The 25,964-nt window shown below is 40.7% G+C and carries 21 protein-coding genes, 1 other RNA gene and 1 pseudogene; 18 read left to right on the forward strand and 5 right to left on the reverse strand.

Features of this window, described 5'->3' with window-relative positions; all coding sequences use genetic code 11:
* Positions 1 to 575 precede the first annotated feature (575 nt).
* From pdhR to M1E93_RS06520, 10 genes and pseudogenes are all read left to right on the forward strand, one after another.
* The gene (gene pdhR / locus M1E93_RS06475) at positions 576 to 1,346 is read left to right on the forward strand and encodes a pyruvate dehydrogenase complex transcriptional repressor PdhR (protein WP_426207210.1); all 771 of its coding nucleotides are present in this window, start codon (positions 576 to 578) and stop codon (positions 1,344 to 1,346) included.
* A gap of 165 nt (positions 1,347 to 1,511) precedes the next feature.
* Positions 1,512 to 4,178, forward strand: coding sequence for a pyruvate dehydrogenase (acetyl-transferring), homodimeric type (gene aceE / locus M1E93_RS06480; RefSeq protein WP_004921831.1), 2,667 nt, complete (start codon positions 1,512 to 1,514; stop codon positions 4,176 to 4,178).
* Between the two features lie 13 nt (positions 4,179 to 4,191).
* On the forward strand, positions 4,192 to 6,063 hold the full coding sequence (aceF, locus tag M1E93_RS06485; protein ID WP_061063815.1) for a pyruvate dehydrogenase complex dihydrolipoyllysine-residue acetyltransferase: 1,872 nt from the start codon (positions 4,192 to 4,194) through the stop codon (positions 6,061 to 6,063).
* Between the two features lie 204 nt (positions 6,064 to 6,267).
* Positions 6,268 to 7,695 (forward strand): dihydrolipoyl dehydrogenase, encoded by a 1,428-nt coding sequence (lpdA, locus tag M1E93_RS06490; protein WP_426207211.1) that lies wholly within the window; start codon positions 6,268 to 6,270, stop codon positions 7,693 to 7,695.
* Positions 7,696 to 8,083: 388 nt separating this feature from the next.
* Positions 8,084 to 8,437 carry a VOC family protein gene (locus M1E93_RS06495; protein ID WP_076914229.1) on the forward strand — a complete coding sequence of 118 codons (354 nt, stop codon included), beginning with the start codon at positions 8,084 to 8,086 and terminating at the stop codon, positions 8,435 to 8,437.
* Between the two features lie 440 nt (positions 8,438 to 8,877).
* Entirely contained in the window at positions 8,878 to 11,475 is a 2,598-nt protein-coding gene (gene acnB / locus M1E93_RS06500; RefSeq protein WP_004921820.1) for a bifunctional aconitate hydratase 2/2-methylisocitrate dehydratase, read from the forward strand.
* Positions 11,476 to 12,589: 1,114 nt separating this feature from the next.
* Entirely contained in the window at positions 12,590 to 13,222 is a 633-nt protein-coding gene (locus M1E93_RS06505) for a fimbrial protein (RefSeq protein WP_426207212.1), read from the forward strand.
* A 58-nt stretch (positions 13,223 to 13,280) separates the two neighbouring features.
* Complete coding sequence (locus tag M1E93_RS06510; protein ID WP_426207213.1) at positions 13,281 to 13,919, forward strand: fimbrial protein; 639 nt, start codon at positions 13,281 to 13,283, stop codon at positions 13,917 to 13,919.
* A gap of 65 nt (positions 13,920 to 13,984) precedes the next feature.
* The gene (locus tag M1E93_RS06515) at positions 13,985 to 14,569 is read left to right on the forward strand and encodes a type 1 fimbrial protein (protein WP_426207214.1); all 585 of its coding nucleotides are present in this window, start codon (positions 13,985 to 13,987) and stop codon (positions 14,567 to 14,569) included.
* A 54-nt stretch (positions 14,570 to 14,623) separates the two neighbouring features.
* Positions 14,624 to 15,384: pseudogene (locus tag M1E93_RS06520) on the forward strand (IS5 family transposase).
* A gap of 486 nt (positions 15,385 to 15,870) precedes the next feature.
* On the opposite strand, the gene M1E93_RS06525 reads toward M1E93_RS06520, so the two are convergent.
* Positions 15,871 to 16,248, reverse strand: a complete 378-nt coding sequence (locus tag M1E93_RS06525; protein ID WP_004921781.1) for a VOC family protein — start codon at positions 16,246 to 16,248, stop codon at positions 15,871 to 15,873.
* 209 nt (positions 16,249 to 16,457) lie between these two features.
* On the opposite strand from M1E93_RS06525, the gene M1E93_RS06530 reads away from it, so the two are divergent.
* The 4 genes from M1E93_RS06530 (at position 16,458) to M1E93_RS06545 (ending at position 19,531) form a co-directional block, all read left to right on the forward strand.
* Complete coding sequence (locus M1E93_RS06530; RefSeq protein ID WP_014656392.1) at positions 16,458 to 16,829, forward strand: YacL family protein; 372 nt, start codon at positions 16,458 to 16,460, stop codon at positions 16,827 to 16,829.
* Between the two features lie 150 nt (positions 16,830 to 16,979).
* Entirely contained in the window at positions 16,980 to 17,855 is an 876-nt protein-coding gene (gene mscS, locus M1E93_RS06535; RefSeq protein ID WP_004921773.1) for a small-conductance mechanosensitive channel MscS, read from the forward strand.
* Between the two features lie 205 nt (positions 17,856 to 18,060).
* Positions 18,061 to 18,678, forward strand: coding sequence for an arginine exporter ArgO (gene argO / locus M1E93_RS06540; RefSeq protein WP_036941162.1), 618 nt, complete (start codon positions 18,061 to 18,063; stop codon positions 18,676 to 18,678).
* Between the two features lie 118 nt (positions 18,679 to 18,796).
* Positions 18,797 to 19,531 carry an oxidative stress defense protein gene (locus M1E93_RS06545; protein ID WP_004921765.1) on the forward strand — a complete coding sequence of 245 codons (735 nt, stop codon included), beginning with the start codon at positions 18,797 to 18,799 and terminating at the stop codon, positions 19,529 to 19,531.
* Here the strand turns inward: M1E93_RS06545 and M1E93_RS06550 are convergent.
* Entirely contained in the window at positions 19,528 to 20,430 is a 903-nt protein-coding gene (locus tag M1E93_RS06550; protein WP_004921761.1) for a LysR family transcriptional regulator ArgP, read from the reverse strand. The two genes, M1E93_RS06545 and M1E93_RS06550, sit on opposite strands and share 4 nt — an antisense overlap.
* 191 nt (positions 20,431 to 20,621) lie before the next feature.
* On the opposite strand from M1E93_RS06550, the gene rpiA reads away from it, so the two are divergent.
* The 3 genes from rpiA (at position 20,622) to serA (ending at position 23,550) form a co-directional block, all read left to right on the forward strand.
* The gene (gene rpiA / locus M1E93_RS06555) at positions 20,622 to 21,278 is read left to right on the forward strand and encodes a ribose-5-phosphate isomerase RpiA (RefSeq protein WP_004921758.1); all 657 of its coding nucleotides are present in this window, start codon (positions 20,622 to 20,624) and stop codon (positions 21,276 to 21,278) included.
* Positions 21,279 to 21,448: 170 nt separating this feature from the next.
* Positions 21,449 to 21,970 carry a YcxB family protein gene (locus M1E93_RS06560; protein WP_004921753.1) on the forward strand — a complete coding sequence of 174 codons (522 nt, stop codon included), beginning with the start codon at positions 21,449 to 21,451 and terminating at the stop codon, positions 21,968 to 21,970.
* A 329-nt stretch (positions 21,971 to 22,299) separates the two neighbouring features.
* On the forward strand, positions 22,300 to 23,550 hold the full coding sequence (gene serA / locus M1E93_RS06565; RefSeq protein ID WP_004921747.1) for a phosphoglycerate dehydrogenase: 1,251 nt from the start codon (positions 22,300 to 22,302) through the stop codon (positions 23,548 to 23,550).
* A gap of 41 nt (positions 23,551 to 23,591) precedes the next feature.
* Here the strand turns inward: serA and M1E93_RS06570 are convergent, their stop codons facing one another.
* The 3 genes from M1E93_RS06570 to zapA form a co-directional block, all read right to left on the reverse strand.
* Positions 23,592 to 24,182: a 5-formyltetrahydrofolate cyclo-ligase gene (locus M1E93_RS06570; RefSeq protein ID WP_318564382.1), complete on the reverse strand. Its 591-nt coding sequence runs from the start codon at positions 24,180 to 24,182 to the stop codon at positions 23,592 to 23,594.
* Positions 24,183 to 24,316: 134 nt separating this feature from the next.
* Positions 24,317 to 24,498: non-coding RNA, 6S RNA (ssrS, locus tag M1E93_RS06575), on the reverse strand.
* Between the two features lie 112 nt (positions 24,499 to 24,610).
* Complete coding sequence (gene zapA / locus M1E93_RS06580; RefSeq protein WP_004921740.1) at positions 24,611 to 24,940, reverse strand: cell division protein ZapA; 330 nt, start codon at positions 24,938 to 24,940, stop codon at positions 24,611 to 24,613.
* Between the two features lie 175 nt (positions 24,941 to 25,115).
* On the opposite strand from zapA, the gene M1E93_RS06585 reads away from it, so the two are divergent.
* Positions 25,116 to 25,694 (forward strand): YecA family protein, encoded by a 579-nt coding sequence (locus M1E93_RS06585; RefSeq protein ID WP_004921737.1) that lies wholly within the window; start codon positions 25,116 to 25,118, stop codon positions 25,692 to 25,694.
* Positions 25,695 to 25,964 lie beyond the last annotated feature (270 nt).

Raw genomic sequence — 25,964 nt, forward strand, 5'->3', positions numbered from 1 at the left:
CTAGGTGTATTCATTCCAACTAATTAGCCAGACATTTTTATCTATAAAACGCAGTGCAGTTAGAGTCTAATCAAGATGTAACCTCATCATTAATCGATAGATGAGCCGATTACAGATTTTTATATCGTGTAGCCTTGCTATCTTGGTGAATATAGACAACGCTTACATTGCGTAAAATAACAAATGACGTGAATATTTAACTAGATTGTTAAGGTTGCTCCTTGCGGATCTGCGTTTGAAACGGTTACTGTGAGTTAATATGGTTATTATTCGTTATTATTGAATATTAAAACACTAATGGTTTGGCTATATCGATTCAGTTAGCGTGTTTATAGCATAGAAATTCGCTTCAAATGTTAAATTACCGTGCTGGCAATCGGAGGATTAGTTATCAAAACATGCTAAAATTTAAAAAAATCTGTTAAAATTTGCAGGATTTTATGATTTAGCTCAAGGTCTTTATGGACAGTTAGTGAATACTTTGTTACTTTATTAATCCGTAAAGAAATTGGTATTACCAATTAACACTGAGCAATACCTAATCAATAATTAATCACTAACGATCATGGCAGGTTATGGCTTACGGTAAAATTCGCCAACCAAAATTATCAGATGTTATTGAGCAGCGCCTCGAGCATCTTATTTTCGAAGGGACATTGCGCCCCGGCGAAAAGCTGCCTCCTGAACGTGAGCTGGCAAAACAGTTCGACGTTTCTCGGCCATCAGTGCGTGAAGCTATCCAAACTCTTGAAGCTAAAGGTCTATTATCTCGCCGCCAAGGTGGCGGAACTTTTGTTCAAAAACAGATGTGGCAAAGTTTTAGCGACCCACTAACTGAACTTCTTACGGGGAATCCCGAATCTCAATTTGATCTTCTTGAAACACGCCATGCCCTTGAAGGGATAGCTGCTTATTATGCGGCGTTGCGTGGTACGGATGAGGATTTGGAGCGAATTCGACAAAGCTATGAGCTAATTATTAAAGCTCAACAAAGTGGCGATATTAATGCGGAATCAAATGCGGTTTTGCAATATCAACTGATTGTCACAGAAGCGGCGCATAATGTGGTGATACTGCATTTGTTACGTTGTATGGTGCCAATGTTGGAACAGAATATTCGTCAAAACTTTGAGTTTTTGTATACCCGCAAAGAAATGTACAAAGCAGTTAGTGAACATCGAGCTCAAATATTCTCCGCTATAATGGCAAGAGAGCCTGAGAAGGCAAGGGAGGCTTCCCATCGCCATTTAGCCTTTATTGAAGAGCTACTTTTGGATATTAGTCGTGAACAAACAAGGCGGGAGCGTTTTCTACGTAGGTTGCAGCAACATCCTGAATTAAATTAGTAATGCAGATTACTGACTGCTGCGTCTGCATTACTGTGACTACTCTCTGTGAGAGTTCTAGCGGCAACAACAGCAGGGCCTATCTTCTCGCTATTTTGTAGAAAGTAGCGCGAAGATAGGCTCCACATAAACATTAAAAAATAGATAACAGATAAGGAATACACCATGTCAGATATGTTGAAAAATGACGTGGATCCGATTGAAACTCGCGACTGGCTACAGGCGATTGAATCGGTCATCCGTGAAGAAGGTGTTGATCGTGCTCAGTTCATTATCGAACAGGTATTGAATGAAGCGCGTAAAGGCGGTGTTAACATTGCTGCTGGTGCATCTGGTAGTTCTGATTATATCAACACTATTGCTGTTGAAGACGAGCCTGCATACCCTGGTAACATGGATTTGGAGCGCCGTATTCGCTCCGCAATTCGTTGGAACGCAGTCATGACTGTACTGCGTGCTTCTAAAAAAGACTTGGAGCTGGGTGGTCATATGGCATCATACCAGTCTTCTGCAACTTTATATGAAGTCTGTTTTAACCATTTCTTCCGCGCTCATAACAACAATGATGGCGGTGACTTGGTCTTTTTCCAAGGTCATATCTCCCCAGGGATCTACGCACGCGCATTCTTGGAAGGTCGTTTAACTGAAGAGCAGATGAATAACTTCCGCCAAGAAATTGGTGGTAAAGGTCTGTCTTCTTATCCACACCCTAAATTAATGCCTGATTTCTGGCAATTCCCAACTGTCTCAATGGGTCTTGGTCCGCTAAATGCTATTTATCAAGCGAAATTCTTGAAATATCTTGAAAACCGTGGCTTGAAAGACACTTCAGCTCAAAGAGTGTACGCTTTCTTAGGCGATGGTGAGATGGATGAGCCAGAATCTAAAGGTGCTATCACTATCGCGACACGCGATAAGCTAGATAACCTTGTATTCGTGATTAACTGTAACTTACAGCGTCTAGATGGCCCTGTTACAGGTAACGGTAAAATTGTCAACGAGCTGGAAGGTATCTTTAATGGTGCAGGCTGGCAAGTCATCAAAGTTATGTGGGGCGATCGTTGGGACGAGTTGTTGCGTAAAGACACTAGCGGCAAACTGGTTCAATTAATGAATGAAACCCTTGATGGTGATTATCAAACATTCAAATCACGTGATGGCGCGTACGTTCGTGAGCACTTCTTCAATCGTTACCCAGAGACTGCTGCATTAGTTAAAGACATGACTGATGACGAAATTTGGGCGCTGAACCGTGGTGGTCATGATCCGAAGAAAGTGTATGCCGCATTTAAAAAAGCAGCAGAAACTAAAGGCAAGCCAACTGTTATTTTAGCTCAGACCATCAAAGGTTATGGTATGGGTGAAACAGCTGAAGGTAAGAACATTGCTCACCAAGTGAAGAAAATGAACATGGACGGTGTTCGTCACTTCCGTGATCAATTCAATGTGCCTGTGGCTGATGATCAACTGGAAAAACTGCCATTTATTACTTTTGATAAAGATTCAGAAGAATACAAATATCTGCATGAGCGTCGTCAAGCTCTAGGTGGTTATCTACCAGCACGTCGTACGCACTTTGATGAGAAATTAGAAATCCCTACGTTATCTGATTTCAGCCAATTGCTAGAAGAGCAATCAAAAGAAATTTCAACCACTATCGCATTTGTTCGTGCGTTAAACGTGATGTTGAAAAACAACTCTATCAAAGACCGTTTAGTGCCAATCATTGCTGATGAAGCTCGTACTTTCGGTATGGAAGGTTTGTTCCGTCAAATTGGTATTTATAGCCCTAAAGGTCAGCAGTATACGCCTCAGGATCGTGAGCAAGTGGCTTACTATAAAGAAGACTCTAAAGGTCAGATCCTACAAGAAGGTATTAACGAGCTAGGTGCAGGTTCATCATGGTTAGCGGCTGCAACATCATACAGCACAAACAACCTGCCGATGATCCCATTCTACATTTACTACTCAATGTTTGGTTTCCAACGTATCGGCGACCTAATGTGGGCAGCGGGTGACCAGCAAGCTCGTGGTTTCTTGATTGGTGGTACTTCAGGCCGTACAACTTTAAATGGTGAAGGCTTACAACACGAAGATGGTCATAGCCATATTCAATCACTGACTATCCCTAACTGTATCTCTTATGACCCTGCTTATGCTTATGAAGTTGCCGTCATTATGCAGGATGGTTTAGAGCGTATGTATGGTGAAAAACAAGAGAACGTGTACTACTACATCACGACTCTGAATGAAAACTATCATATGCCTGCAATGCCTGAAGGTGCTGAAGAGGGGATCCGTAAAGGTATTTATAAACTGGATTCAATCGAAGGCAGCAAAGGTAAAGTTCAGTTGTTAGGTTCTGGTTCTATGATGCGTCATGTTCGCGAAGCAGCTAACATTCTGTCAGCGGAATATGGCATCGGTTCTGATGTGTATAGCGTTACTTCATTCACTGAATTGGCTCGTGATGGTCAAGATTGTGAACGTTGGAACATGCTGCATCCTTCTGAAGCACCACGTGTACCTTATGTTGCTCAGGTAATGAATGATGCGCCAGCCGTTGCATCAACTGACTATATGAAACTGTTTGCAGAACAAATTCGTACTTACGTACCAGCAAGCGATTACCGTGTATTAGGTACTGATGGTTTCGGTCGTTCTGACAGCCGTGAAAACCTACGTCACCACTTTGAAGTGGATACATCTTATGTAATCGTTGCGGCGTTAGGTGAATTGGCTAAACGTGGTGAAGTTGATGTTAAAGTCGTTGAAGAAGCGATTAAAAAATACAACATCAACCCAGAAAAAGTTAACCCACGTCTGGCATAAGAGGTAATAATCAATGTCTATTGAAATCCAAGTGCCTGATATCGGTGCTGATGAAGTTGAAGTCACCGAAGTTATGGTTAAAGTTGGTGATAAAGTAGAAGCAGAGCAATCGCTGATCACTGTTGAAGGCGATAAAGCATCTATGGAAGTCCCATCACCACAAGCAGGTGTGGTTAAAGAAATTAAAATTGCAGTGGGTGATAAAGTCACCACTGGCAAATTGATCATGGTCTTTGAATCAGCAGAAGGCGCGGCTCCGGCTGCGTCAGCAGAAGCACCAGCGGCACCAGCCGCTGCCCCAACAGCAGCAGCTCTGAAAGAAGTGTCTGTCCCTGATATTGGCGGCGATGAAGTCGAAGTGACTGAGATCATGGTAAAAGTAGGTGATACAGTTGCAGAAGAGCAATCGCTGATCACTGTTGAAGGTGACAAAGCTTCCATGGAAGTTCCTGCACCCTTTGCTGGTACTGTAAAAGAGATCAAGATTGCGACTGGTGATAAAGTGAAAACAGGTTCACTGATAATGGTCTTTGAAGTTGCAGGATCAGCACCAGCAGCGGAAGCAGCACCCGCATCGGCACCTGCGTCAGCGCCAGCAGCCTCGGCAATTAAAGATGTTAATGTACCTGACATCGGTGGTGATGAAGTTGAAGTCACTGAGGTTATGGTGAAAGTTGGTGATACTGTTTCAGCTGAGCAATCAATCATTACGGTTGAAGGCGATAAAGCATCAATGGAAGTTCCTGCACCCTTTGCCGGTACCGTGAAAGAGATCAAAATCGCCACTGGTGATAAAGTGAAAACAGGTTCACTGATCATGACGTTTGAAGTTGCAGGTGCAGCACCAGCAGCATCGGCACCAACTGCGTCACCAGCGCCAGCCGCTTCCGCTCCGGCAGCCGCACAGGCGCCAGCACCAGCACCAGCAAAAGCAGCTGATAGCAAAAATGAATTTGTTGAAAACGACGCTTATGTACATGCAACGCCAGTCATCCGCCGTTTAGCGCGTGAGTTTGGTGTTAACCTTGCTAAAGTAAAAGGCACGGGTCGTAAAGGTCGTATTCTGCGCGAAGACGTACAATCTTACGTTAAAGACGCCATCAAGCGTGCCGAAGCACCAGCCGCTGCGGGTGGTGGTTTACCGGGCATGTTGCCATGGCCAAAAGTGGATTACAGCAAGTTCGGTGAAGTTGAAGAAGTTGAACTGGGCCGTATCCAAAAAATCTCTGGTGCTAACCTAAGCCGTAACTGGGTGATGATCCCTCATGTTACGTTGATGGAAGAAGTCGACACCACAGATGTCGAAGACTTCCGTAAGCAGCAGAACAAAGAAGCTGAGAAGAAACAACTCGGTGTTAAAATCACGCCACTGGTGTTTGTGATGAAGGCTGTTGCTCGTGCGCTAGAAGAAATGCCTCGTTTCAATAGCTCTATTTCTGAAGATGGCCAACGCCTATTCATGAAGAAATATGTCAATATCGGTATCGCGGTTGATACGCCAAATGGCCTAGTTGTCCCTGTTATCAAAGACGTGAACAAAAAAGGCATTATGGAACTGTCTCGCGAACTGATGGAAGTTTCTAAGAAAGCGCGTGCAGGCAAATTAACAGCTTCTGATATGCAAGGTGGATGCTTCACTATTTCTAGCCTTGGTGGCATCGGAACAACTGGTTTTGCACCAATTGTTAATGCACCAGAAGTTGCAATTATGGGTCTATCTCGCTCTTCCATCAAACCAGTTTGGAATGGTAGTGAGTTTGTACCTCGACTGATGTTGCCTATGTCTCTTTCATTCGACCACCGTGTGATCGACGGCGCTGATGGTGCTCGTTTCATCACCCTAGTAGGTCAATTGATGAGCGACATTCGTCGACTGGTGATGTAATAAATTAGGCCGGCTTATTAGCCGGTCTGTTTTATTTAGGCTGGGGCAGAATTTTTTACTGTTCATCCGAAACGTTGCGAGTTACGTCACGTAATGAGCCTTTTCAGGATGTTAACAATTCTGTAAACTGCTCGCGGTGTGTATTTTCCGGTGGAATAATTCGTTTTTCGGCTGCCCCGCTGGACAAAACAAAAAGAGGTCATGATGAGTACTGAAATTAAAGCCCAAGTAGTGGTACTTGGTGCAGGCCCTGCAGGGTATTCTGCGGCTTTCCGTTGCGCTGACTTAGGTTTAGATACTGTTTTAGTAGAACGTTATTCAACTCTGGGTGGAGTTTGTTTGAACGTTGGTTGTATTCCTTCTAAAGCACTATTGCACGTTGCTAAAGTGATTGAAGAAGCTAAAGCGTTGGCTGAACATGGGATTGTTTTTGGTGAGCCAAAAACCGATATTTCTAAAGTTCGCCTGTGGAAAGAGAAAGTGATTAACCAGCTGACTGGTGGTCTAGCTGGTATGGCAAAAGGCCGTAAAGTAAACGTTGTGAACGGTCTTGGTAAATTTACTGGTGCTAACACACTGGTTGTTGAAGGCGAAAACGGTAGCACAACTATCAACTTTGATAATGCGATTATTGCTGCGGGTTCACGTCCTATTCAGTTACCATTCATTCCTCATGAAGATCCACGTATTTGGGATTCGACAGATGCGTTAGAGCTAAAAGAAGTTCCAGAGCGTCTGCTTGTTATGGGTGGTGGTATCATCGGTCTGGAAATGGGTACTGTGTATCATGCTCTGGGTTCTCAGATTGATGTTGTTGAGATGTTTGACCAAGTCATCCCTGCGGCTGACAAAGATGTGGTTAAAGTCTTCACTAAACAAATCAGCAAGAAATTTAACTTACTGTTAGAAACCAAAGTGACTGCCGTTGAAGCAAAAGAAGATGGTATTTATGTCACAATGGAAGGTAAAAAAGCACCTGCTGAACCACAACGTTATGACGCAGTTCTGGTCGCGATTGGTCGTGTTCCAAATGGTAAAAACCTTGATGCTGGTAAAGCGGGTGTTGAGGTTGATGACCGTGGCTTTATCCATGTTGATAAGCAAATGCGTACTAATGTACCTCACATTTTTGCAATTGGTGACATCGTTGGTCAGCCAATGTTGGCGCACAAAGGTGTTCACGAAGGTCACGTAGCGGCTGAAGTTATCTCTGGCCTGAAACACTACTTTGATCCAAAAGTTATTCCATCAATCGCTTACACTGAGCCAGAAGTGGCTTGGGTTGGTTTAACTGAGAAAGAAGCGAAAGAGAAAAATATCAGCTATGAAGTTGCAACATTCCCATGGGCAGCATCAGGCCGTGCGATTGCATCTGGCTGCGCAGAAGGTATGACTAAGCTGATTTTCGACAAGCAATCTAACCGTATTATCGGTGGTGCTGTTGTCGGTGTTAATGGTGGTGAACTTCTGGGTGAAATTGGCCTTGCAATTGAAATGGGCTGTGACGCAGAAGATATCGCATTGACTATCCACGCTCACCCAACGCTGTATGAATCAATTGGTATGGCAGCGGAAGTCTTTGAAGGTAGCATCACTGACTTACCAAACGCAAAAGCGAAAAAGAAAAAATAATTTCTTAAGTCGCCTTAATAAACGGCCTCTGTAGTTGGCTGTTTATGACCAAAGAGCATAAAGCCAATGTGGAAACACATTGGCTTTTTACTTTTTCAAATATAAGCAGAGAGTCATATATATTTATCCTCTTATTTAAGTTGGGTTTATATTCTTAAGGAAAAAATTATCAACAATAATGTTTAGATGACTAATGGAATATTAAATTCTCATTTTTTATTCTGTTTTTATTTATATCTAATAAAGGGATGTGCATTTGATAACACGTAAATACGTAAGTCATGGCAAATTGGATTATTGTTTATACGTTCCGTAACTTACCTTCAATTGTGAACGAACCTGACATATCATTATCGATTATGGGTACTCACATAAATAAGCTAATTCAATGAAACTAATACCGACTGCCATTTTAATCCATGTTCCTGACGTTGCTGTCGGCTTAGCTTGGTATCAACAAGCCTTTCCACAAGCGGTTGCCGAATATCTACCAGAGTTTGATTTTACCGTATTACACGTAGGGAATTTCACTATCGAGGTTGTCCAAGCTGACGCAAAGGTCTGTGAAGGCAAACGAGGCACAGTATTATATTGGCAGGTGGAATCTTTCGATTTAGCGGTTGAGCATTTTTCTAAATTAGGTGCAAAACGGTATCGAGGACCGATGTTAATAGAAGGTAACAAACGAATGTGTCAGCTTGAAGACCCGTTTGGTAATTTAATTGGATTAAAAGGGCAATAAAATCAATTAAAACCTTTAAAAAAATTAAAGCCAATCGTAATGATTTGCCTTATCAATTAGTAACGTAAATAAAATTACGATAAAAATATAATTTGTGATATGAGAGGTAAAAACACATCAAAAAGGGTGCGTTAAATGCGTAAATGCATTATAAAAAGTGAGGTTTTATCTGCTTTTTATAACTCTTTATAGTATCTTAAGCTAAAAAATAACCCGAAATTAATGGTTAAGGCTTAAAGTAAGTAGAGGGATGTTGCTTTCTTGTGAATGAATTAACATTTCGTTTAAACTCTGCTATGCTGAACGCCCGAAGCTGGGCATAATTTTACTGCCATTGAGATTATGCGAGCAAGTTCCTCTGACCTGGCACCGGATGATGATTTTTTCAAGATGGTGCAGACAGCCGGGTATATAAATTACAATGAAGCGAGGAGAACGTCGTGCTAGAAGATTACCGTAAGCACGTAGCCGAGCGTGCCGCTCAAGGGATTGTCCCTAAGCCATTAGATGCTGCGCAAGTTGCTGCATTAGTAGAATTACTGAAAAATCCACCTAAAGGTGAAGAAGATTTCCTATTAGACCTGCTGACCAACCGTGTGCCCCCCGGTGTTGATGAAGCAGCGTATGTCAAAGCGGGCTTTTTAGCCGCTATCGCGAAAGGTGAAACTACCTCTCCTCTTATCAGCCCAGAAAAAGCCATTGAACTGCTCGGTACAATGCAGGGCGGGTACAATATTCATGCGCTAATTGAAGCTTTGGATGATGCTAAGCTAGCACCAATCGCGGCTAAAGCACTTTCCCATACTTTGCTCATGTTTGATAACTTCTATGATGTAGAAGAAAAAGCAAAAGCAGGGAATGAGTACGCGAAACAAGTTATTGAATCATGGGCAAATGCTGAATGGTTCATCGAGCGTCCTGAGCTGGCTGAAAAACTGACTGTGACTGTATTTAAAGTTACAGGTGAAACTAACACAGATGACCTGTCTCCAGCTCCGGATGCATGGTCTCGCCCTGATATTCCGCTTCATGCCCTAGCTATGCTGAAAAATGCTCGCGATGGTATTGAGCCGGATGAACCAGGTAATGTCGGGCCAATTAAACAGATTGAAGCCTTGAATAAGAAAGGTTTCCCGTTGGCCTATGTTGGCGACGTTGTGGGCACAGGCTCTTCTCGTAAATCAGCAACTAACTCTGTGTTATGGTTTATGGGGGATGATATTCCGTTTGTTCCTAACAAACGTGGTGGTGGTGTTGTACTTGGTGGTAAAATCGCCCCTATTTTCTTCAATACCATGGAAGATGCCGGCGCGTTACCTATTGAAGTGGACGTATCTAAGCTGAATATGGGCGATGTTATTGATATCTACCCATATAAAGGTGAAGTGCGTAACCATGAAACGGGTGAGTTACTGGCAACATTTGAACTGAAAACGGATGTATTGATTGATGAAGTCCGTGCTGGCGGTCGTATTCCATTGATTATTGGCCGTGGTTTAACGGCTAAAGCGCGCGAATCACTTGGCTTAGAGCCAACTAACGTATTCCGTCATGCGAAATCTGTTGCACAAAGCAATCGTGGTTTCTCTTTGGCTCAAAAAATGGTTGGTCGTGCTTGTGGCCGCCCAGGTATTCGCCCAGGTGAATACTGTGAGCCTAAGATGACTTCTGTTGGCTCGCAAGATACCACAGGCCCAATGACACGCGATGAGCTAAAAGACTTAGCTTGCCTAGGGTTCTCCGCAGATTTAGTTATGCAATCATTCTGTCATACTGCGGCATATCCAAAACCCGTTGATGTGACTACGCACCATACATTACCTGATTTTATTATGAATCGTGGTGGTGTTTCCTTGCGCCCAGGCGATGGCATCATTCACTCATGGTTGAACCGTATGTTATTGCCAGATACTGTCGGTACGGGGGGTGACTCGCATACCCGTTTCCCAATCGGTATCTCTTTCCCAGCAGGTTCTGGTTTGGTGGCATTTGCAGCAGCAACAGGTGTAATGCCGCTTGATATGCCTGAATCTGTTTTAGTGCGCTTTAAAGGAGAAATGCAACCGGGCATCACGCTTCGTGATCTTGTTCATGCTATCCCTTTATATGCAATCAAAGAAGGCTTACTGACTGTTGAGAAAAAAGGTAAGAAGAATATTTTCTCTGGTCGTATCCTTGAAATTGAAGGGTTGCCTGAGCTAAAAGTTGAGCAAGCATTTGAATTAGCAGATGCTTCCGCAGAGCGCTCAGCAGCAGGCTGTACGATTAAACTGGATAAAGCACCAATTATTGAATATCTCCAGTCAAACATTGTTCTGCTGAAATGGATGATCTCAGAAGGGTATGGTGATCGCCGTACCATTGAGCGTCGTATCAAAGGAATGGAAAACTGGTTAGCTGACCCGCAGCTTCTTGAAGCAGACGCTGATGCAGAATATGCCGCAGTGATCGAAATCGACCTAAATGAGATCAAAGAGCCTATCTTATGTGCTCCTAACGACCCTGATGATGCACGTTTGCTGTCTGATGTTCAAAATGAAAAAATCGATGAAGTCTTTATCGGTTCTTGTATGACAAACATTGGTCACTTCCGTGCGGCAGGTAAGCTGTTAGATCAGCATAAAGGGCAGCTACCAACACGCCTATGGGTTGCTCCACCAACTAAGATGGATGCAGCACAATTGACTGAAGAAGGTTATTACAGTGTGTTTGGTAAGAGCGGAGCACGTATTGAAGTGCCGGGATGCTCTTTGTGTATGGGTAACCAAGCACGTGTTGCAGATGGTGCAACCGTTGTTTCAACCTCAACACGTAATTTCCCGAACCGTCTTGGTACAGGGGCAAATGTATACTTGGCTTCGGCTGAACTTGCTGCTGTCGCATCTTTGCTCGGTCGTCTCCCTACGCCTGCTGAGTATTTGCAGTTTATGGATAAGGTCGATGAAACTGCTGAGGATACTTACCGTTATCTGAACTTTGATCAGTTAGAGCAATATACTGAAAAAGCAGATAGTGTTATCTTCCAAACAACAGTTTAATTTAGCGATTTAGCAACAAATCAAAAGCCCTGAATTTAATCAGGGCTTTTTTTATGGTCGCTAATTAGGGTGTTAGTAACTTGATTAGCCGATTTGATAGGCGATAGTAACAGTGAGGAAAAATGTCGCTAATCGCTCGATAGGAAGCGCAATAGATCCTTTATCGTTTGGTGGATGATGAAGGGGAATCTATATAGTTAATGCATAAAAAGTGGTTTTAAGTGATACAGAGGAGTAATTCGGTTAGATCGTAAGCGTCGAATACGCAATATTGTGACAGAGTATGCGGATATTTTGTTGTAGATCTATATCGATATCACTCTAAACTGTTATCTTTTTGGCTAATTAATATTCATTAATTTCAATCTTGGTATGATTACTTTTTAAAACGACTAGCTAAAAAAGACTATTTTATCATTATTTGAAATTCTTAATTTGAATATTAAAAAAAGAAAAAAGATTATCTTTTTATTGATTATATTAATTTGATGATGCTTATTTGATATTGAAACAATATTACTCGTTGCATTGAAGGCTATATTTATCATGTTTTTATTTTAAAAAGTCATAATAATCAAAGAGGTGTGGTATTTTTTTAACTTGGTTGTTTTATTTATGCAAATAATTACTTGCGTTTCGAGTTAAAATTGAAAGATTATATTATAAAGTATTAAACTACATTAAATTAGATATTTTGTTCTTTTCTTTAGTTCTTATTGTGATTTGTTTGGAGTTATTTTCTTATCAATCTTGATTGGTATGAGTGACTATTACTATATTCTATTGTTTTTAATGGTGAAATAAATTGTTACATCTATGACTCCTTTGGTGAGTGTGCAATTTACTCGAGTTAGGTGTAATGTTAATTATAAAAAAGTTATCTATAATACTTACATCTGAAAAACAGTATTTCGTTGAGATGTTTTAAAGATGCATAAAAATAGAATGTGTTATCATAATTAGAGGTAATTAATATCGGCAGTAAAAATATTTTTATAACTCTTATTAAGATAAGTAATAATAATTAAAATATTTTTTTATATATTTACTAATATAAGTATTGGTAATGGATTCTATTTTTCTTTATTTTGTTTTTTATTATAGAAGGTTAATCATGTTTAAGAAAACATTATGTGCACTGTCGTTAATTTCTGTTTCATATGCGGCATTCTCTGCACCTGTTGCTAATTTAAAAGTTACGGGCTCGATTACGCCACCAACATGTACTATCGATAACCAAAATGAAGTGGATGTTGAATATAAATTTGATACAGCGCCAAGTATGTTCCCTTTATCAGGTAACTTAACGTTAACGCCAGTATCGAAAAAAATTGAGATAGTGTGTGATGCAACAACGTATTTAAGCTTTGAAGCTAAAGATAACCGCAGTGATAGCCCTATGACGGCTGCTGATACCAACTTTGGATTAGGTAAATTTGGTACAGACGGCAGTAAAAATATTGGTTTTTATACCATCAATATGAAAAACGCGACGGTGAAAGCAAACAGTGAAGATGCAGGAAAGCAGACAGGGATCCGATCAGGCACGCTTTTCTCTGCCGCACAGGCCTTGGTTAAAAAGACAGGCAAAACAGCGTGGGCAATATCATCAACACAATTAGCCTCAGGACAAATCTTTGCGGCTGATTTTGAAGTTACCCCAACATTGAGCGAAGACTTAAAGAATAGCTTGGGTGATGTGTCTTTAGATGGTCACGCGGTATTATCATTTGGTTTTGGTATCTAACGTGATTTTAAGATAGGCCATCTATTTGGCCTATCCTAATTTTCGAGGTTGTTAGTTCATGATGAAAAACACAATAACATGTTTGGGCTTATTGCCGTTATTGGTAGCAGGTTTAAGTTATGCAGATATCAGTGCTAATTTGAAAGTATCTGGCGATATTAAACCACCAACATGCTCTATCAATAATCAGAATGAAGTGGATATTGAATATCGATTTGATATCGCTCCAGAAATGTTTCCTAGTTCAGATATCTTATATTTAGATGGTGAAACGAAAAGAATTGAAATAGTGTGTGATGCTGCCACTTATTTAAATTTTATAGCCAAAGATAATCGTAGTGATAGTGTCATAAATCCAGGCGATATCTTCTTTGGTTTAGGTAAATATGGTGTTGATAATAGCCAAAATATTGGTGTTTACACTATTACAATGTCAAATGCGACTGTTAAAGGAAATAGTGATGAAGGCGCTAAAAAAGTCTCTGTGTTGGCTGCGGGAGGGAGCGCTGTGCCAGAACTTTTAATAAGCCAATCGAAAAAAACAGCTTGGGCTGAAACATCGACAAAGTTAGCATCAGGACAAATTTTCGCGGCTGATTTTGAAGTTAAGCCAATGTTTTATGGTGAGGTAAAAGAGAGTGCTGGTGATGTATCCCTAGATGGCAGTGCGACATTATCATTTGGTTTTGGTATTTAATTTTATTTTATTCTAATCGGGTTAGGTTGTTGACCTATTTAAATTATTAGGGGCGTTAATTTAATATGAAAAATACAGTAAAATGTTTAGGTGTATTACCATTATTAGCCGCTGGTTTAAGCTATGCAGATACAAATGCTAATTTAAAAATATCTGGTGATATTAAGCCACCAACCTGTATGGTTAATGGAGAAGAGCAAACCAATATCATATATGACATGGGAAAACTCTCTGTTGATGTTATACCTATGTCGAATAGATATATTTTCCCGGAAAACTCAAAAATAAAAAATACGGTTACAGTGACATGTGACGCAGAGACTTATTTACTATTCATGGCGACGGATCTTTATGAAAGCTTAAATTTACCTTCGACGCCAGTAAGTCCTGATATTGCACATAAATATTTTCATATTAATGGGGGTAAACCGGCCGCACTTGGTGGTGTCTCATTTTTAGTAAAAGATGCTAAGGTCGATAATAATTCTGGATATGTTCGCCGTTTATATAACTCAATACATTCAACAGCGGGTCTTGGGCAATATGTGTTAACTAAGGGGGAATATTATGGATGGTCTAAGGCAAATGGTGAATCAATAAGAACCTATCCCAAAAGGAATTGTCAGATAATACATAATGATAATTTATGAGGGCAACGTATGGTAGGTAATAAGTGGCAAATCAGTGATGAACTCTGGGAGAAAATGGCTCCTCTCATCCCGGAGCATAGAACTCAACACCCGCTGGGTACGCACCGCAAGCGGGTTGATAATCGCGCTGCAATGAACGCCATTTTCTTCGTACTCAGGACGGGTTGCCAGTGGAATGCGCTAAATGCCACCGGTATATGCTCGTCAAGCTCTGCTCATCGCCGATTTCAGGAGTGGCGGGATGCTGGCGTATTTGAACGCTTCTGGCAAAACGGGTTGCTTGCTTGCGAACAGTTGGACGCTATTGACTGGTCGTGGCTGTCGATGGATGGTTGTATGACCAAATCACCGCTGGCAGGCTCAAAAAAACAGGCAAGAACCCAACAGACCGAGGGAAACGGGGCGTAAAGCGCAGTCTGATGACTGACGGGAACGGGCTTCCGCTTGCACTGGTTGTCGCTGGAGCAAATACGCACGACATAAAGCTGGTTGCGGATACGCTCGATGCCCTCCAGACGGGCAGACCGGGCAAGAGGCTCCGGTTGTGCATGGACAAAGGGTATGAAGCGGAATGGTTGGGAGCGTATCTGAAAAGTCGTCGCTATGAACCTCATATCCAGTCACGGAAGGATGAATCAGAAGCCATCAAAAACACGGATTTTAAGGCCCACCGCTGGGTTGTAGAGAGAACACACAGTTGGATGAATCGCTACCGTCGTGTCCTGACTCGTTGGGAGAAGAAGGTCGAGAATTATGAGGCAATGCTGCATCTTGCCTGTGCCATCATTGTCTGGAATAAAATCCTATTGGGATAGGTTCTAAGTAAGAATGAATTTATGAGGTCATTAATACCAGGGAAAGTATTTTCAGCAAATTTTGAACAAGAGAGTATGTTTATTAACTCACGAAATGATTTGGCTAAAGCAAATATTGAGCTTAATGATGAAGTTAATTATAATGCAGAAGCTATAATTACTTTTAATTTTAGTATTTAATAATAAAAAATGGGATTTGTATTTTATGCGGGGAATCTAATGTTAACTTATGCCTGTATAAATTTTTGATTATCTAAATGATTTTGTACAGATAAAATATAATCAAAATATTGTGAAATCATTTTTCCAAGCAGTATAATTTATCAAAATTCACAGTTACATATCCATTGTTATTAAGTAATATAAATAAAAATCAGGCACTCGATATCTCATGGCATAGTGTATTGGGGACAGCTTAATTTTTGATTAGGTAGCCAGTCTGTACGACTCGTGCTACCTTTGTACGAATTTAGCAGTAGTATATGGCTATATATAATTTGCTATCTCAATAAGATTTAAATCAGGATCTCGAATATAAATAGATAATATCTCTCCCATTGCGCCTGTACGTTTGACAGGGCCTTCTATAATCTCGACACCTTGCTGTTGAATAAACGTCATAATTTGGTTTATTGGTGTATTACTGATAAAACATAAATCGAGTGAGCCAGGTACGGGTAAATGAGCTTTTGGCTCAAATTCTTTACCATATTGGTGGATATTTATTTTTTGCTCCCCAAATTGCAACGCATAGCGCTGCTCACCGAAGGTTATCAACTTCATTTTGAGTACATGGGTGTAGAAATCAATGCACGCGTTTTGATCGGTTGTGGTTAACACCAGATGGTCTAAATGGTTAATCATCAGACACTCCTATCCTTCTTCTTTATGTCGTGTTATGCGATGACGCTTACTTTGTTCTGCTATTAGCCGTTTATCGTTTTTTGCAGAACAAAAGTTCATCAATGCTCCCCATATCATAGTGAGCTTTCTTTTTATCTCATGTTTTAGCGAACAATAATACTGAACTAGAGGTATAATTATAACGAATGACGTCTGGTGTGAGGTGGATTATGGAATACCAATTTTTTCAGGATATAACTGGAGAGATATCGGCAAAATTTTCGATGGATCATGAAGCGGTTGGTTATTGGCTTAATGAGGAAATTAAAGGCGATTTTAGTTTGTTAGATGAAATAGAAGCCGGATACGAATCGATTAAAGGTAGCGAGAAGCAATGGGAATTAATCGGTCATGAATACACATTGGTATTAGACGATGAAGAAGTGATGATCCGAGCGAATCAACTTGCTTTCGAGACGGAGGGTTTAGAAGAGGGAATGAGTTACTATGATAATGAAAGTGTCGCATTTTGCGGCATTGATGATTTTATGAGTATGCTTAACGATTACAGACAATTCGTTTTAGAAAATAAAGTAAAATAAATTTTTGTTTTAAAATGTTGTCAGATTTTAGATATTGTAGTTATTATTTAATTGCAATATCACATGGTTAGTTTGAATAAGAACTAAATTGTTGGGAGCATGTGATAATTTCATTTACCGAGTAATTCCATTTAAAAATTAGAGGACTGTATGAATACTGATGATGTTACCGGAGCGTTGAATGACGCAACGAATTGGTTTGCGGCAAATCAGGATCTGTTAGTTCAGTATGCGGTGAATATCGTTTCTGCTATCGTCATTCTTATTGTCGGTATGATGATTGCTAAGTGGGTTGGACGTGGCTTACATCGTGTGATGACAGCACGCGGCATCGACCCTACCGTGAGTGAATTTTTATCCGCGATTGTCCGTTATACTGTTGTTGCGTTTACGTTTATTGCTGTACTTGGCAAAATTGGTGTTCAAACAGCATCTGTGATTGCTGTATTGGGTGCTGCGGGCTTAGCTGTTGGTTTAGCATTACAAAACTCATTAGGCAACTTTGCCGCTGGTGTATTATTAGTCGTGTTTAGACCTCTGCGAGCTGGTGAGTATGTCCAAATTGGGGCTGTAGAAGGAACGGTTCAAAACGTTCAAATTTTCTCTACCACACTTAGAACAGCGGATGATCGCATTATCGTCATTCCGAATGGTAAAATTATTGCAGATAACATTATCAATATCACTCGTGAACCTGATCGCCGAACTGATATTATTGTTGGAGTGGCGTATGATTCAGATATTGATTTAGTCAAAAAAGTATTAGGTGACATTGTTGCTGCTGATGAGCGTATTTTACACGATAAAGGTGTGACTATCCGTTTACACGAAATGGCGCCATCTTCATTAAATTATTTAGTCCGTTTTTGGGCTAAAAATGGTGACACATGGCCTGTATATTGGGATTTAATGGAAAATTTCAAACGTGCACTCGATAAGCACGATATTGGTATACCATTCCCTCAAATGGATGTCCATTTACATCAACAGGCTGCTGTTGCAGTGAAAAAAGATATGACAGAATAAACGTATTTATTGAATGATAAAACTGGGTCAGTTTATTGTACTGTACCCAGTTTTTTTTATTTGCTGATTTTCCTTTCCTATCGTTTAGATAGCGAATGTCACAATAAGTTATTCTAATCTTCTATAAGAAATAATAATTTTCCCTAATAATTTTTTCTAATTAGAATCTCATTGAATAAAATGAATAATTATTAGGAATTTATGCATGTTTACGATTTATATTCAGGGTGCTTTACTTGGTGCTGCAATGATACTTCCATTAGGCCCGCAAAATGCATTTATTTTGCAGCAGGGAAGTCGAAAGCAATATCATGTGATGAGTGCATTTTTATGCTCCTTAAGTGATACAGTATTAATTATTGCTGGTGTTTTTGGAGGAAGTGCATTACTAAGCCAGTCTGAAATTCTGTTGCAATTGATTACATGGGCTGGGGTAGCGTTTCTAGCTTGGTATGGTTACGGCGCATGTCGTAGCGCTTTTCGTCGCGATGAAGTTAGGGTGCAAGCAGAGAATAAGGTTGCCAATCGTTGGCGAGTGATCGTGACTCTATTTGCGGTAACGTGGCTAAACCCTCATGTGTATTTAGATACTTTTGTGGTATTAGGCAGTGTGGGAGGGCAGTTAGAAAGCTCATTACGGCCGTGGTTTACGGCAGGGGCACTGACCGCATCTTTTGCTTGGTTTTTTGCTTTAGCGATATTAGCGGCTTGGTTTTCCCCCATACTAAATAAGCCACGTTCACAACGCGTAATTAATCTCTTTGTTGGAATGGTGATGTGGTTTATTGCCTTTCAATTAGCGAAGCAAGGGTTAGGATATTGATAATTTCTTATTAATCCGAAACGAATTTCACATAGGATGTGTTAATGTTTAAGTAAGGTTGTGGGATAAATAAGTTATGTCACCACAACTTTCTTATTATTGATTATTAGGAGGTCCTGTGAAGTTAAAGTCTCTTGTTCTTGCTGCCATGATGGCTGGTGTTGCGGTTCCTGCTATTGCACAAGCTAATCCGCTTCCTGAAGGGCCACATATTACAACGTCAGGTAATGCAATAATTAAAGCATCACCGGATATGGCGACATTAAATATCAATGTTGAAGTGACTGAAAAAGATGCAGCAGCGGCTAAAACAGGCGTTGATAAACGTGTTGCTGAATATTTTGAGTTCTTGAAACAAAATGGTATCGAAAAGAAAGATATCAATGCTGCTAATGTGCGTACTCAACCAAAATATGAGTATGATAAAGAATCTCAGAAATCATCCATTGTAGGTTATACAGCAATTCGTTCTGTTGAAGTTAAAGTCACTAAATTAGATCAACTCAATACCTTGCTTGATGGTGCATTAAAAGCAGGGCTTAATGAAATTAATTCAGTTCAGTTCGGTGTGAATAACCCTCAACAATATCGCGATGAGGCTCGAGAAAAAGCGATTAAAAATGCGATTGAACAAGCGAATGCCTTGGCAAAAGGGTTTAATGTTCAGTTAGGGCCTGTGTACAGTGTGAATTATCGTGCACCAGATGCGACCCCATACCCTGCGCCAGTCATGAATTACAGAGCGAAAATGGCACTCTCTGCTGCCCCTGAGCGCGATGTCAACGAAACTTATGAGCAGCAGAGTATTGATTTTAACGACCAAGTTGATGTGGTTTTTGAATTAAAACGTTAAGTTTCATCTTCTTGTTTTAACATCTGACGCCCTGTTTTGAGTAGGGCGTCAGTGACTTTCTTCATCGTACGGCTTTCCGGGGCAAAACGGTGCCAATATAGCATCCGACGTTGGCATAGCCCTGGCGTCAAATCAATTAATTCACCTGTACTAAGCTCATTAGCAATTTGTAAATGTGGGATCATGCAGCAAGTTGACCCCTGTTTTGCCAGTTGTACAAATGCCTCTGATGAATTAACGATGTGACATGGCACACTACCGGGCGATAGACCAAAATTCTGTTGTACAAAAGCTTGGTGCATATCATCAAGGTGGTCAAAGGCTACTGCTGGCGCTTTAAGAAGCGATGAACGTGTGACGCCCTCGGGGAAATATTTTGCTGCAAAATCGGGTGATGCAACAAAAATATAATCCAATGCTCCGAGTTTATCGACTAAACACCCCGGCAATGCTTGAGGTTGAATACTGATTGCGCCAACCACTTCGCCACGTCTTAACCGTTCTTGCGTTCGTGTTTCATCTTCCACTTGGATATTCAAACGAATTGGGCTATTGCCTAAAACAGGATTAAGTGCAGGTAATAACCAAGTTGCTAGACTGTCGGCGTTGACTGCAAGTGAAAGTAGTAATGGCGTTGACCCCCCGTTTTCATCACCGAGCCATTGTTCTTCGAGTAATTCTACTTGATGAAGAAGTGCTAATAGCTTCTGCCCTTGCTCTGTGGGGTGTGGCGGTACTGTCCGAACGAGTAGCGGCTGACCAAATAGGTTCTCTAATTGTTTGATCCGCTGTGAGACGGCAGATTGTGTAATACATAATTTTTGAGCTGCCCGCTCAAATCCTCTTTCACGAATGACAGCATCCAGTGCTTGCAACGCGCGGTAATCAGGGCGCTTCATTGGGGGTATTCTCCTTGTTGTTATTCTACGACTCACTATGCCATATTTTGCCTCAGAACACCTGCAATATTGATGACAATGTGTGAATCACAGAATATTACGAACAAAGCTGAACTTGTTAGGTGTCCGTTATATAATATTATTAGCAGATAAAAACCTCATTCACTCTTAAAAATAGTAGAAGGCATCGCATGACTCAGGATGAATTAAAAAAAGCAGTAGGTTGGGCAGCATTAGATTACGTGAAACCGGGCACGATTGTTGGTGTCGGCACTGGCTCTACCGCCTCTCATTTTATTGATGCTTTGGCAACAATGAAGGGGCAGATAGAGGGGGCAGTTTCAAGTTCAGAAGCATCGACAGCGAAACTTAAATCACTGGGCATTCCTGTGTTAGATTGTAATGATGTTGATTCGCTGGATGTTTATGTTGATGGTGCAGATGAAATTGATCACCATAAAAACATGATCAAAGGTGGCGGGGCAGCCTTAACACGTGAAAAAATTGTGGCAGCGATTGCCAAAACATTTGTTTGCATCGTAGATGAGTCTAAACAAGTGGATGTATTGGGTAAATTCCCTCTCCCTGTTGAAGTGATCCCAATGGCACGCAGCTATGTCGCGCGTGAACTTGTTAAATTAGGTGGTGTACCAGAGTACCGCCAAAATGTCGTTACTGATAACGGTAATGTGATTCTTGATGTGCATAATTTAAGCATTGTGGATCCTGTTGCTCTCGAAAACAAAATTAACGCCATTGCAGGCGTTGTTACGGTTGGTTTGTTTGCAAATCGTGGCGCTGACATTGTTTTAATGGGGACTTCTGAAGGCGTAAAAACGATTAAATAGTTTGTTCTGAATATCGATTTAATACTGCTGTTTGTTAGAAATCGGTTATTATTTGAATATCCCCCTTAGCCAGTTAGATTGACTTAGCTATGCTGATAACAGCATAGCTAGGAACGACTGACTTTAGCCTTTCTCAAATGATCATTTCATGATACTAGGGATGTATTGACATGGTAGATCACATCAAAGTCAAACTCGAACGCAACGAATATGTCCGTTTCAATAATTACTGTTATAAAAATGACTATTTTTCCGAGAATAGTGCATGGGATAAATCGTTGATTGTGATGGCGGTTGTTTTTTTCATCGCATTTATTGTGGCCTTTCAGCTTTTAAATATCACCCTTTTTCAGTTAACCATTGCGTTTATTATCGCCTCATTTTTATTTTTGTTTATTGCCGTTCGATTATTGAAAACGTTTAATCGAGCAATTCCTGATGAAGGCGGCTACCTGTTTTGTGAAAAGGAATATCGTTTTGATGAGATTGGGCTTCATGAGGTAAGTAAATATGGCAACGCATTGATTAAATGGGAGTCATTTAAATTTGTACGGACGGATGGTGATTTATTGTATCTTTTTATAGACCGTGTTTTCGCCATTATCATTCCAGCGCGCTGTTTTGCGTCGACAGAAGAGAGCCAACAATTTGTGCGAATGGTAAAAGAAAAAGCGATTAATTTAGTTAAGTAAATTTTTGCTGTAAAAACAATTGGTCTATTGGTTTGGAAGATAGATGCCTGTCTAAGTCATCTATTTTACTAATATCATCTAGCAATAAAAAAAATAGCAATTTTTATTTTCCCCTTATTTTGGTGATATATCTCACACTAATGCTTATTGCACAGGCAAAATCCTTATTTTGTGTTACCGCCCCTGATTTTCTGCCACATAATTTCTTTTTCTTCGCACTTAACCAGATAAATGAGGCAAACGATTGTATTGATACTGCGCCGTTTTTTGCTATGTTGGTACACGGAAAGTTCATCTGTTATGAATCTTAAGCTGATAGGGTAGGGTAAATGGTTAAGGTATCTTTGGAAAAAGACAAAATTAAATTTTTACTATTGGAAGGAGTTCACCAAAGCGCGGTTGATAATTTAAAAGCAGCAGGCTATACCAACATTGAATATCACAAAAGTGCGTTGTCGGACGAAGAGTTAAAAGAAGCAATTAAAGATGCGCGTTTTGTCGGTATTCGCTCCCGTACTCATCTGACTGAAGAGATCTTTGCGGCAGCAGAAAAATTAGTGGCTGTCGGCTGTTTCTGTATTGGTACAAACCAAGTGGATTTAGATGCTGCGGCGAAACGCGGTATCCCTGTTTTTAATGCGCCTTTCTCAAATACCCGTTCCGTTGCTGAGATGGTTTTAGGTCAATTGTTACTGCTGTTACGTCGTATTCCGGAAGCGAATATGAAAGCGCATCGCGGCATCTGGGAAAAACAGGCGAAAGGTTGCTTTGAAGCTCGCGGTAAACGCTTAGGGATTGTTGGTTACGGTCATATCGGTACTCAGCTAGGTATTTTGGCTGAAGGGATTGGTATGGATGTTTATTTTTATGATATTGAAAATAAATTACCGCTGGGTAATGCGACACAAGTTCGCTCAATGGCTGAACTATTAAACATGAGCGACGTTGTGAGCTTGCATGTGCCAGAAACAGCAAGCACCAAAAATATGTTTGCAAAAGAGCAGTTTGAACTGATGAAACCGGGGGCCATTTTCATCAATGCGTCACGCGGTACAGTTGTTGATATCCCTGCTTTGGCTGATGCACTGGAAAGCAAACATCTGTCAGGTGCGGCAGTTGACGTATTCCCGACAGAGCCTGCGGCGAACAATGACCCTAATGACCCATTCATTAGTGAGCTAATCAAGTTCGACAACGTGATTTTGACGCCTCATATTGGTGGCTCAACAGAAGAAGCACAAGAAAATATCGGGTTAGAGGTTGCAAGTAAATTAGCGAAATATTCAGATAATGGTTCGACGCTTTCAGCGGTTAATTTCCCTGAAGTTTCTCTGCCAGTACATACTGAAGATACTAACCGTCTATTGCATATTCATGAAAACCGCCCTGGAATGATGAATAGCATTAACCAAGTGTTTACTGAAAACAATATCAACGTTGTTGGCCAGTATTTACGTACTGCTGGAAATGTTGGTTACGTTGTAATTGATATTATCACGCAACAGCCCGATCACGCTGATGATATTCTGGTTAAATTGAAACAATTGCCGGGCACTATCCGCGCTCGACTACTGTATTAATCATTTAACCAAGCGTATCGAATGGATATTATGGCACTGGGTTACCAGTGCCATATTTTTTGTGGGGTAATAATTTCAGGAAGAGGAATATCCCAATGTGCCACGGGGAGAGCAGTGACCCGTTGGCAATCATGGGCAAGCCCTATTGGGTAAAATCCTTTCTGCTGCCAATTAGCTAAAGTCCTATCATAAAAACCGCCTCCCATACCTAAACGTTGACCCTGTTCATCAAAGGCAACCAGTGGGATCATCATGACATCTAACTGATTTATGGGTCGCACTTCGGTTACGTCTAATGGGGGTTCATCAATGTTAAATCGATTTTTAACTAACTGAGTTGTCGGCGCATAGTTTAAAAACAGCAGATGATGAGGGTTAAAGGGATGTAATACGGGCAGGTAAACTTTTTTCCCTTGCTGCCATAGTGCATCAATTAATGGTTGAGTGTGGATCTCGCCATCAAAAGAAAGAAACAACGCAATGTGTTGTGCTTGAGCAATCTTAGGGTGAGATAAGGTATGTTGTACGATTTTTTTTGCAGCCAGTTGTTGTTGCTCTGGACTCAGTTGCTGGCGTAACTGACGAACCGATTGGCGAATTTGCTGACGCATGACTGATAAGTTATCTTCCATAAGATCCGCAACCTTAGAGGCTATTATTAACTCTATTATTATTAGTGGTTTGATAAATATGTAAGTAATGGTTGGAAGTATAGCCTAATGAGCGTGAGATAATAGTATTAGAAGCAAGCTTATGGGAAAAATTGAGGGTCTCCAAGATGCCGTTGTAGGCTGTAACCCTTGAACCCTTGGTTCAAGGTGAACGTAGTTTAGCAACCTTTAGGCTTCCTGAGCGAATCAGGCATGCTCACCAGCGCAATAACCACATTCTGTTTTTTTGAAATATCGGCTCAGGGGACTGACCCACTCACGAGCATCTCAGAGAAATTTGGTTTGAGTGCGTAACGTCACTCTATGTACTTCATTGTATGAAATTGGATTTAAAAAGCAACCCTATTTTCGTTTATTTTTTTATACTAGTGTATGATTATTAAGCAAATTTAGCCGATAGGCATAACCTGCCTCTCAGTGATTTTTACCTGATCGTGTAATGCTTGCTCGATTGTTTGTTGCAGCATTTTTATCTTCTCTTCCATATTATATGCATAATCGCGTGTTTTTGTCTTTTCTTGTGTTAATTCGTGACACACGTTCAATGCAACGATAAAAATAAGCTGTTCTGTATTAGTAACACCACTTCTATCTTTGAGATCTTGAAGGCGTTGCTCAAGTTCTTGGGCGGATGCCAGTAGGGCTTCTTTTTGTTCGACAGGGCAGTTGACTCTCATTGAGCGCCCGAATATTTGAATGTCAACAGGTTGTGCGGACATGATACCTCCATACGAATAGGACTCGCCGCAAATACAATGTTCGGCGTAAAATAATAGATGGTTTATTCACTAATTTTAGCTGCTTTATTAAAAATACAGATCAAAAGCTTACTGGTATAGCGACCATCCTTGATGGTAGCATATCATGAATCATTAGCTAACATGACGAATTCAGATGTCTATACAAAAATCTTTACCAAATTATGAAACGTTGGACAACCTTCTCCAACAGCATTCTATCGCACTGACTGCCGCAGAAATTCACGGTTTAATTACAGGACTGATTTGTGGAGGAAGTCGCGATAGTGGCTGGCAGACATTAGTCCACGATCTGGCTAATGATGGTTTAGCGTTCCCTCAAGCTATTGCTCAACCACTACGTGAATTATATGACACGACTTTCCAAGTGTTGGACGACAGTGAATTTGCGTTCTCAATGCTATTTCCCGATGAAAATGCGTCCGTCTTTGATCACGCAGATGCACTGGCAGGATGGGTAAACCACTTCTTATTAGGTATTGGCGTGGCTCAACCTAAACTTGCAGATAAAAAAGAAGTCAGTGAAGTGATTAACGACTTACGTAATATTGGCATGCTTGGTTATGATGAAGATGAAGACCAAGAGGAGCTTGAGCAGGCGTTAGAAGAAGTCGTCGAATATGTCAGAGTCGCTGTTCAGCTTTGTTATATTACTTTCACCGAAGGGAAAAAAGAGCAGTCGACAACTGGCAATAATAAACCCATTCTTCATTAAAACAGTTTGTGCCTGTTCACCATCTTTGCTTATTTGAGCTAAATAGCCATTTGTAAAGTGAAACAGGTACAGATTAACTGCTTGCCGTTGTACTCTACCTAATTCGAGTTGCATCTAGGCGGCAAGCAAAGATATCCCCTCGAAAGAGTAAAGAATTGATGTTACTTGGGTGATTGAGCCTGTGCAAATAACAAGGTAATTTGAAGTGTGGTAAGTATATTCGCTTAATAAATAAGCGTAACCCTCTACTCAACAATCTAGATAATAAGG

The sequence above is a fragment of the Providencia sp. PROV272 genome, assembly GCF_049901975.1.
GTDB lineage: Bacteria > Pseudomonadota > Gammaproteobacteria > Enterobacterales > Enterobacteriaceae > Providencia > Providencia stuartii.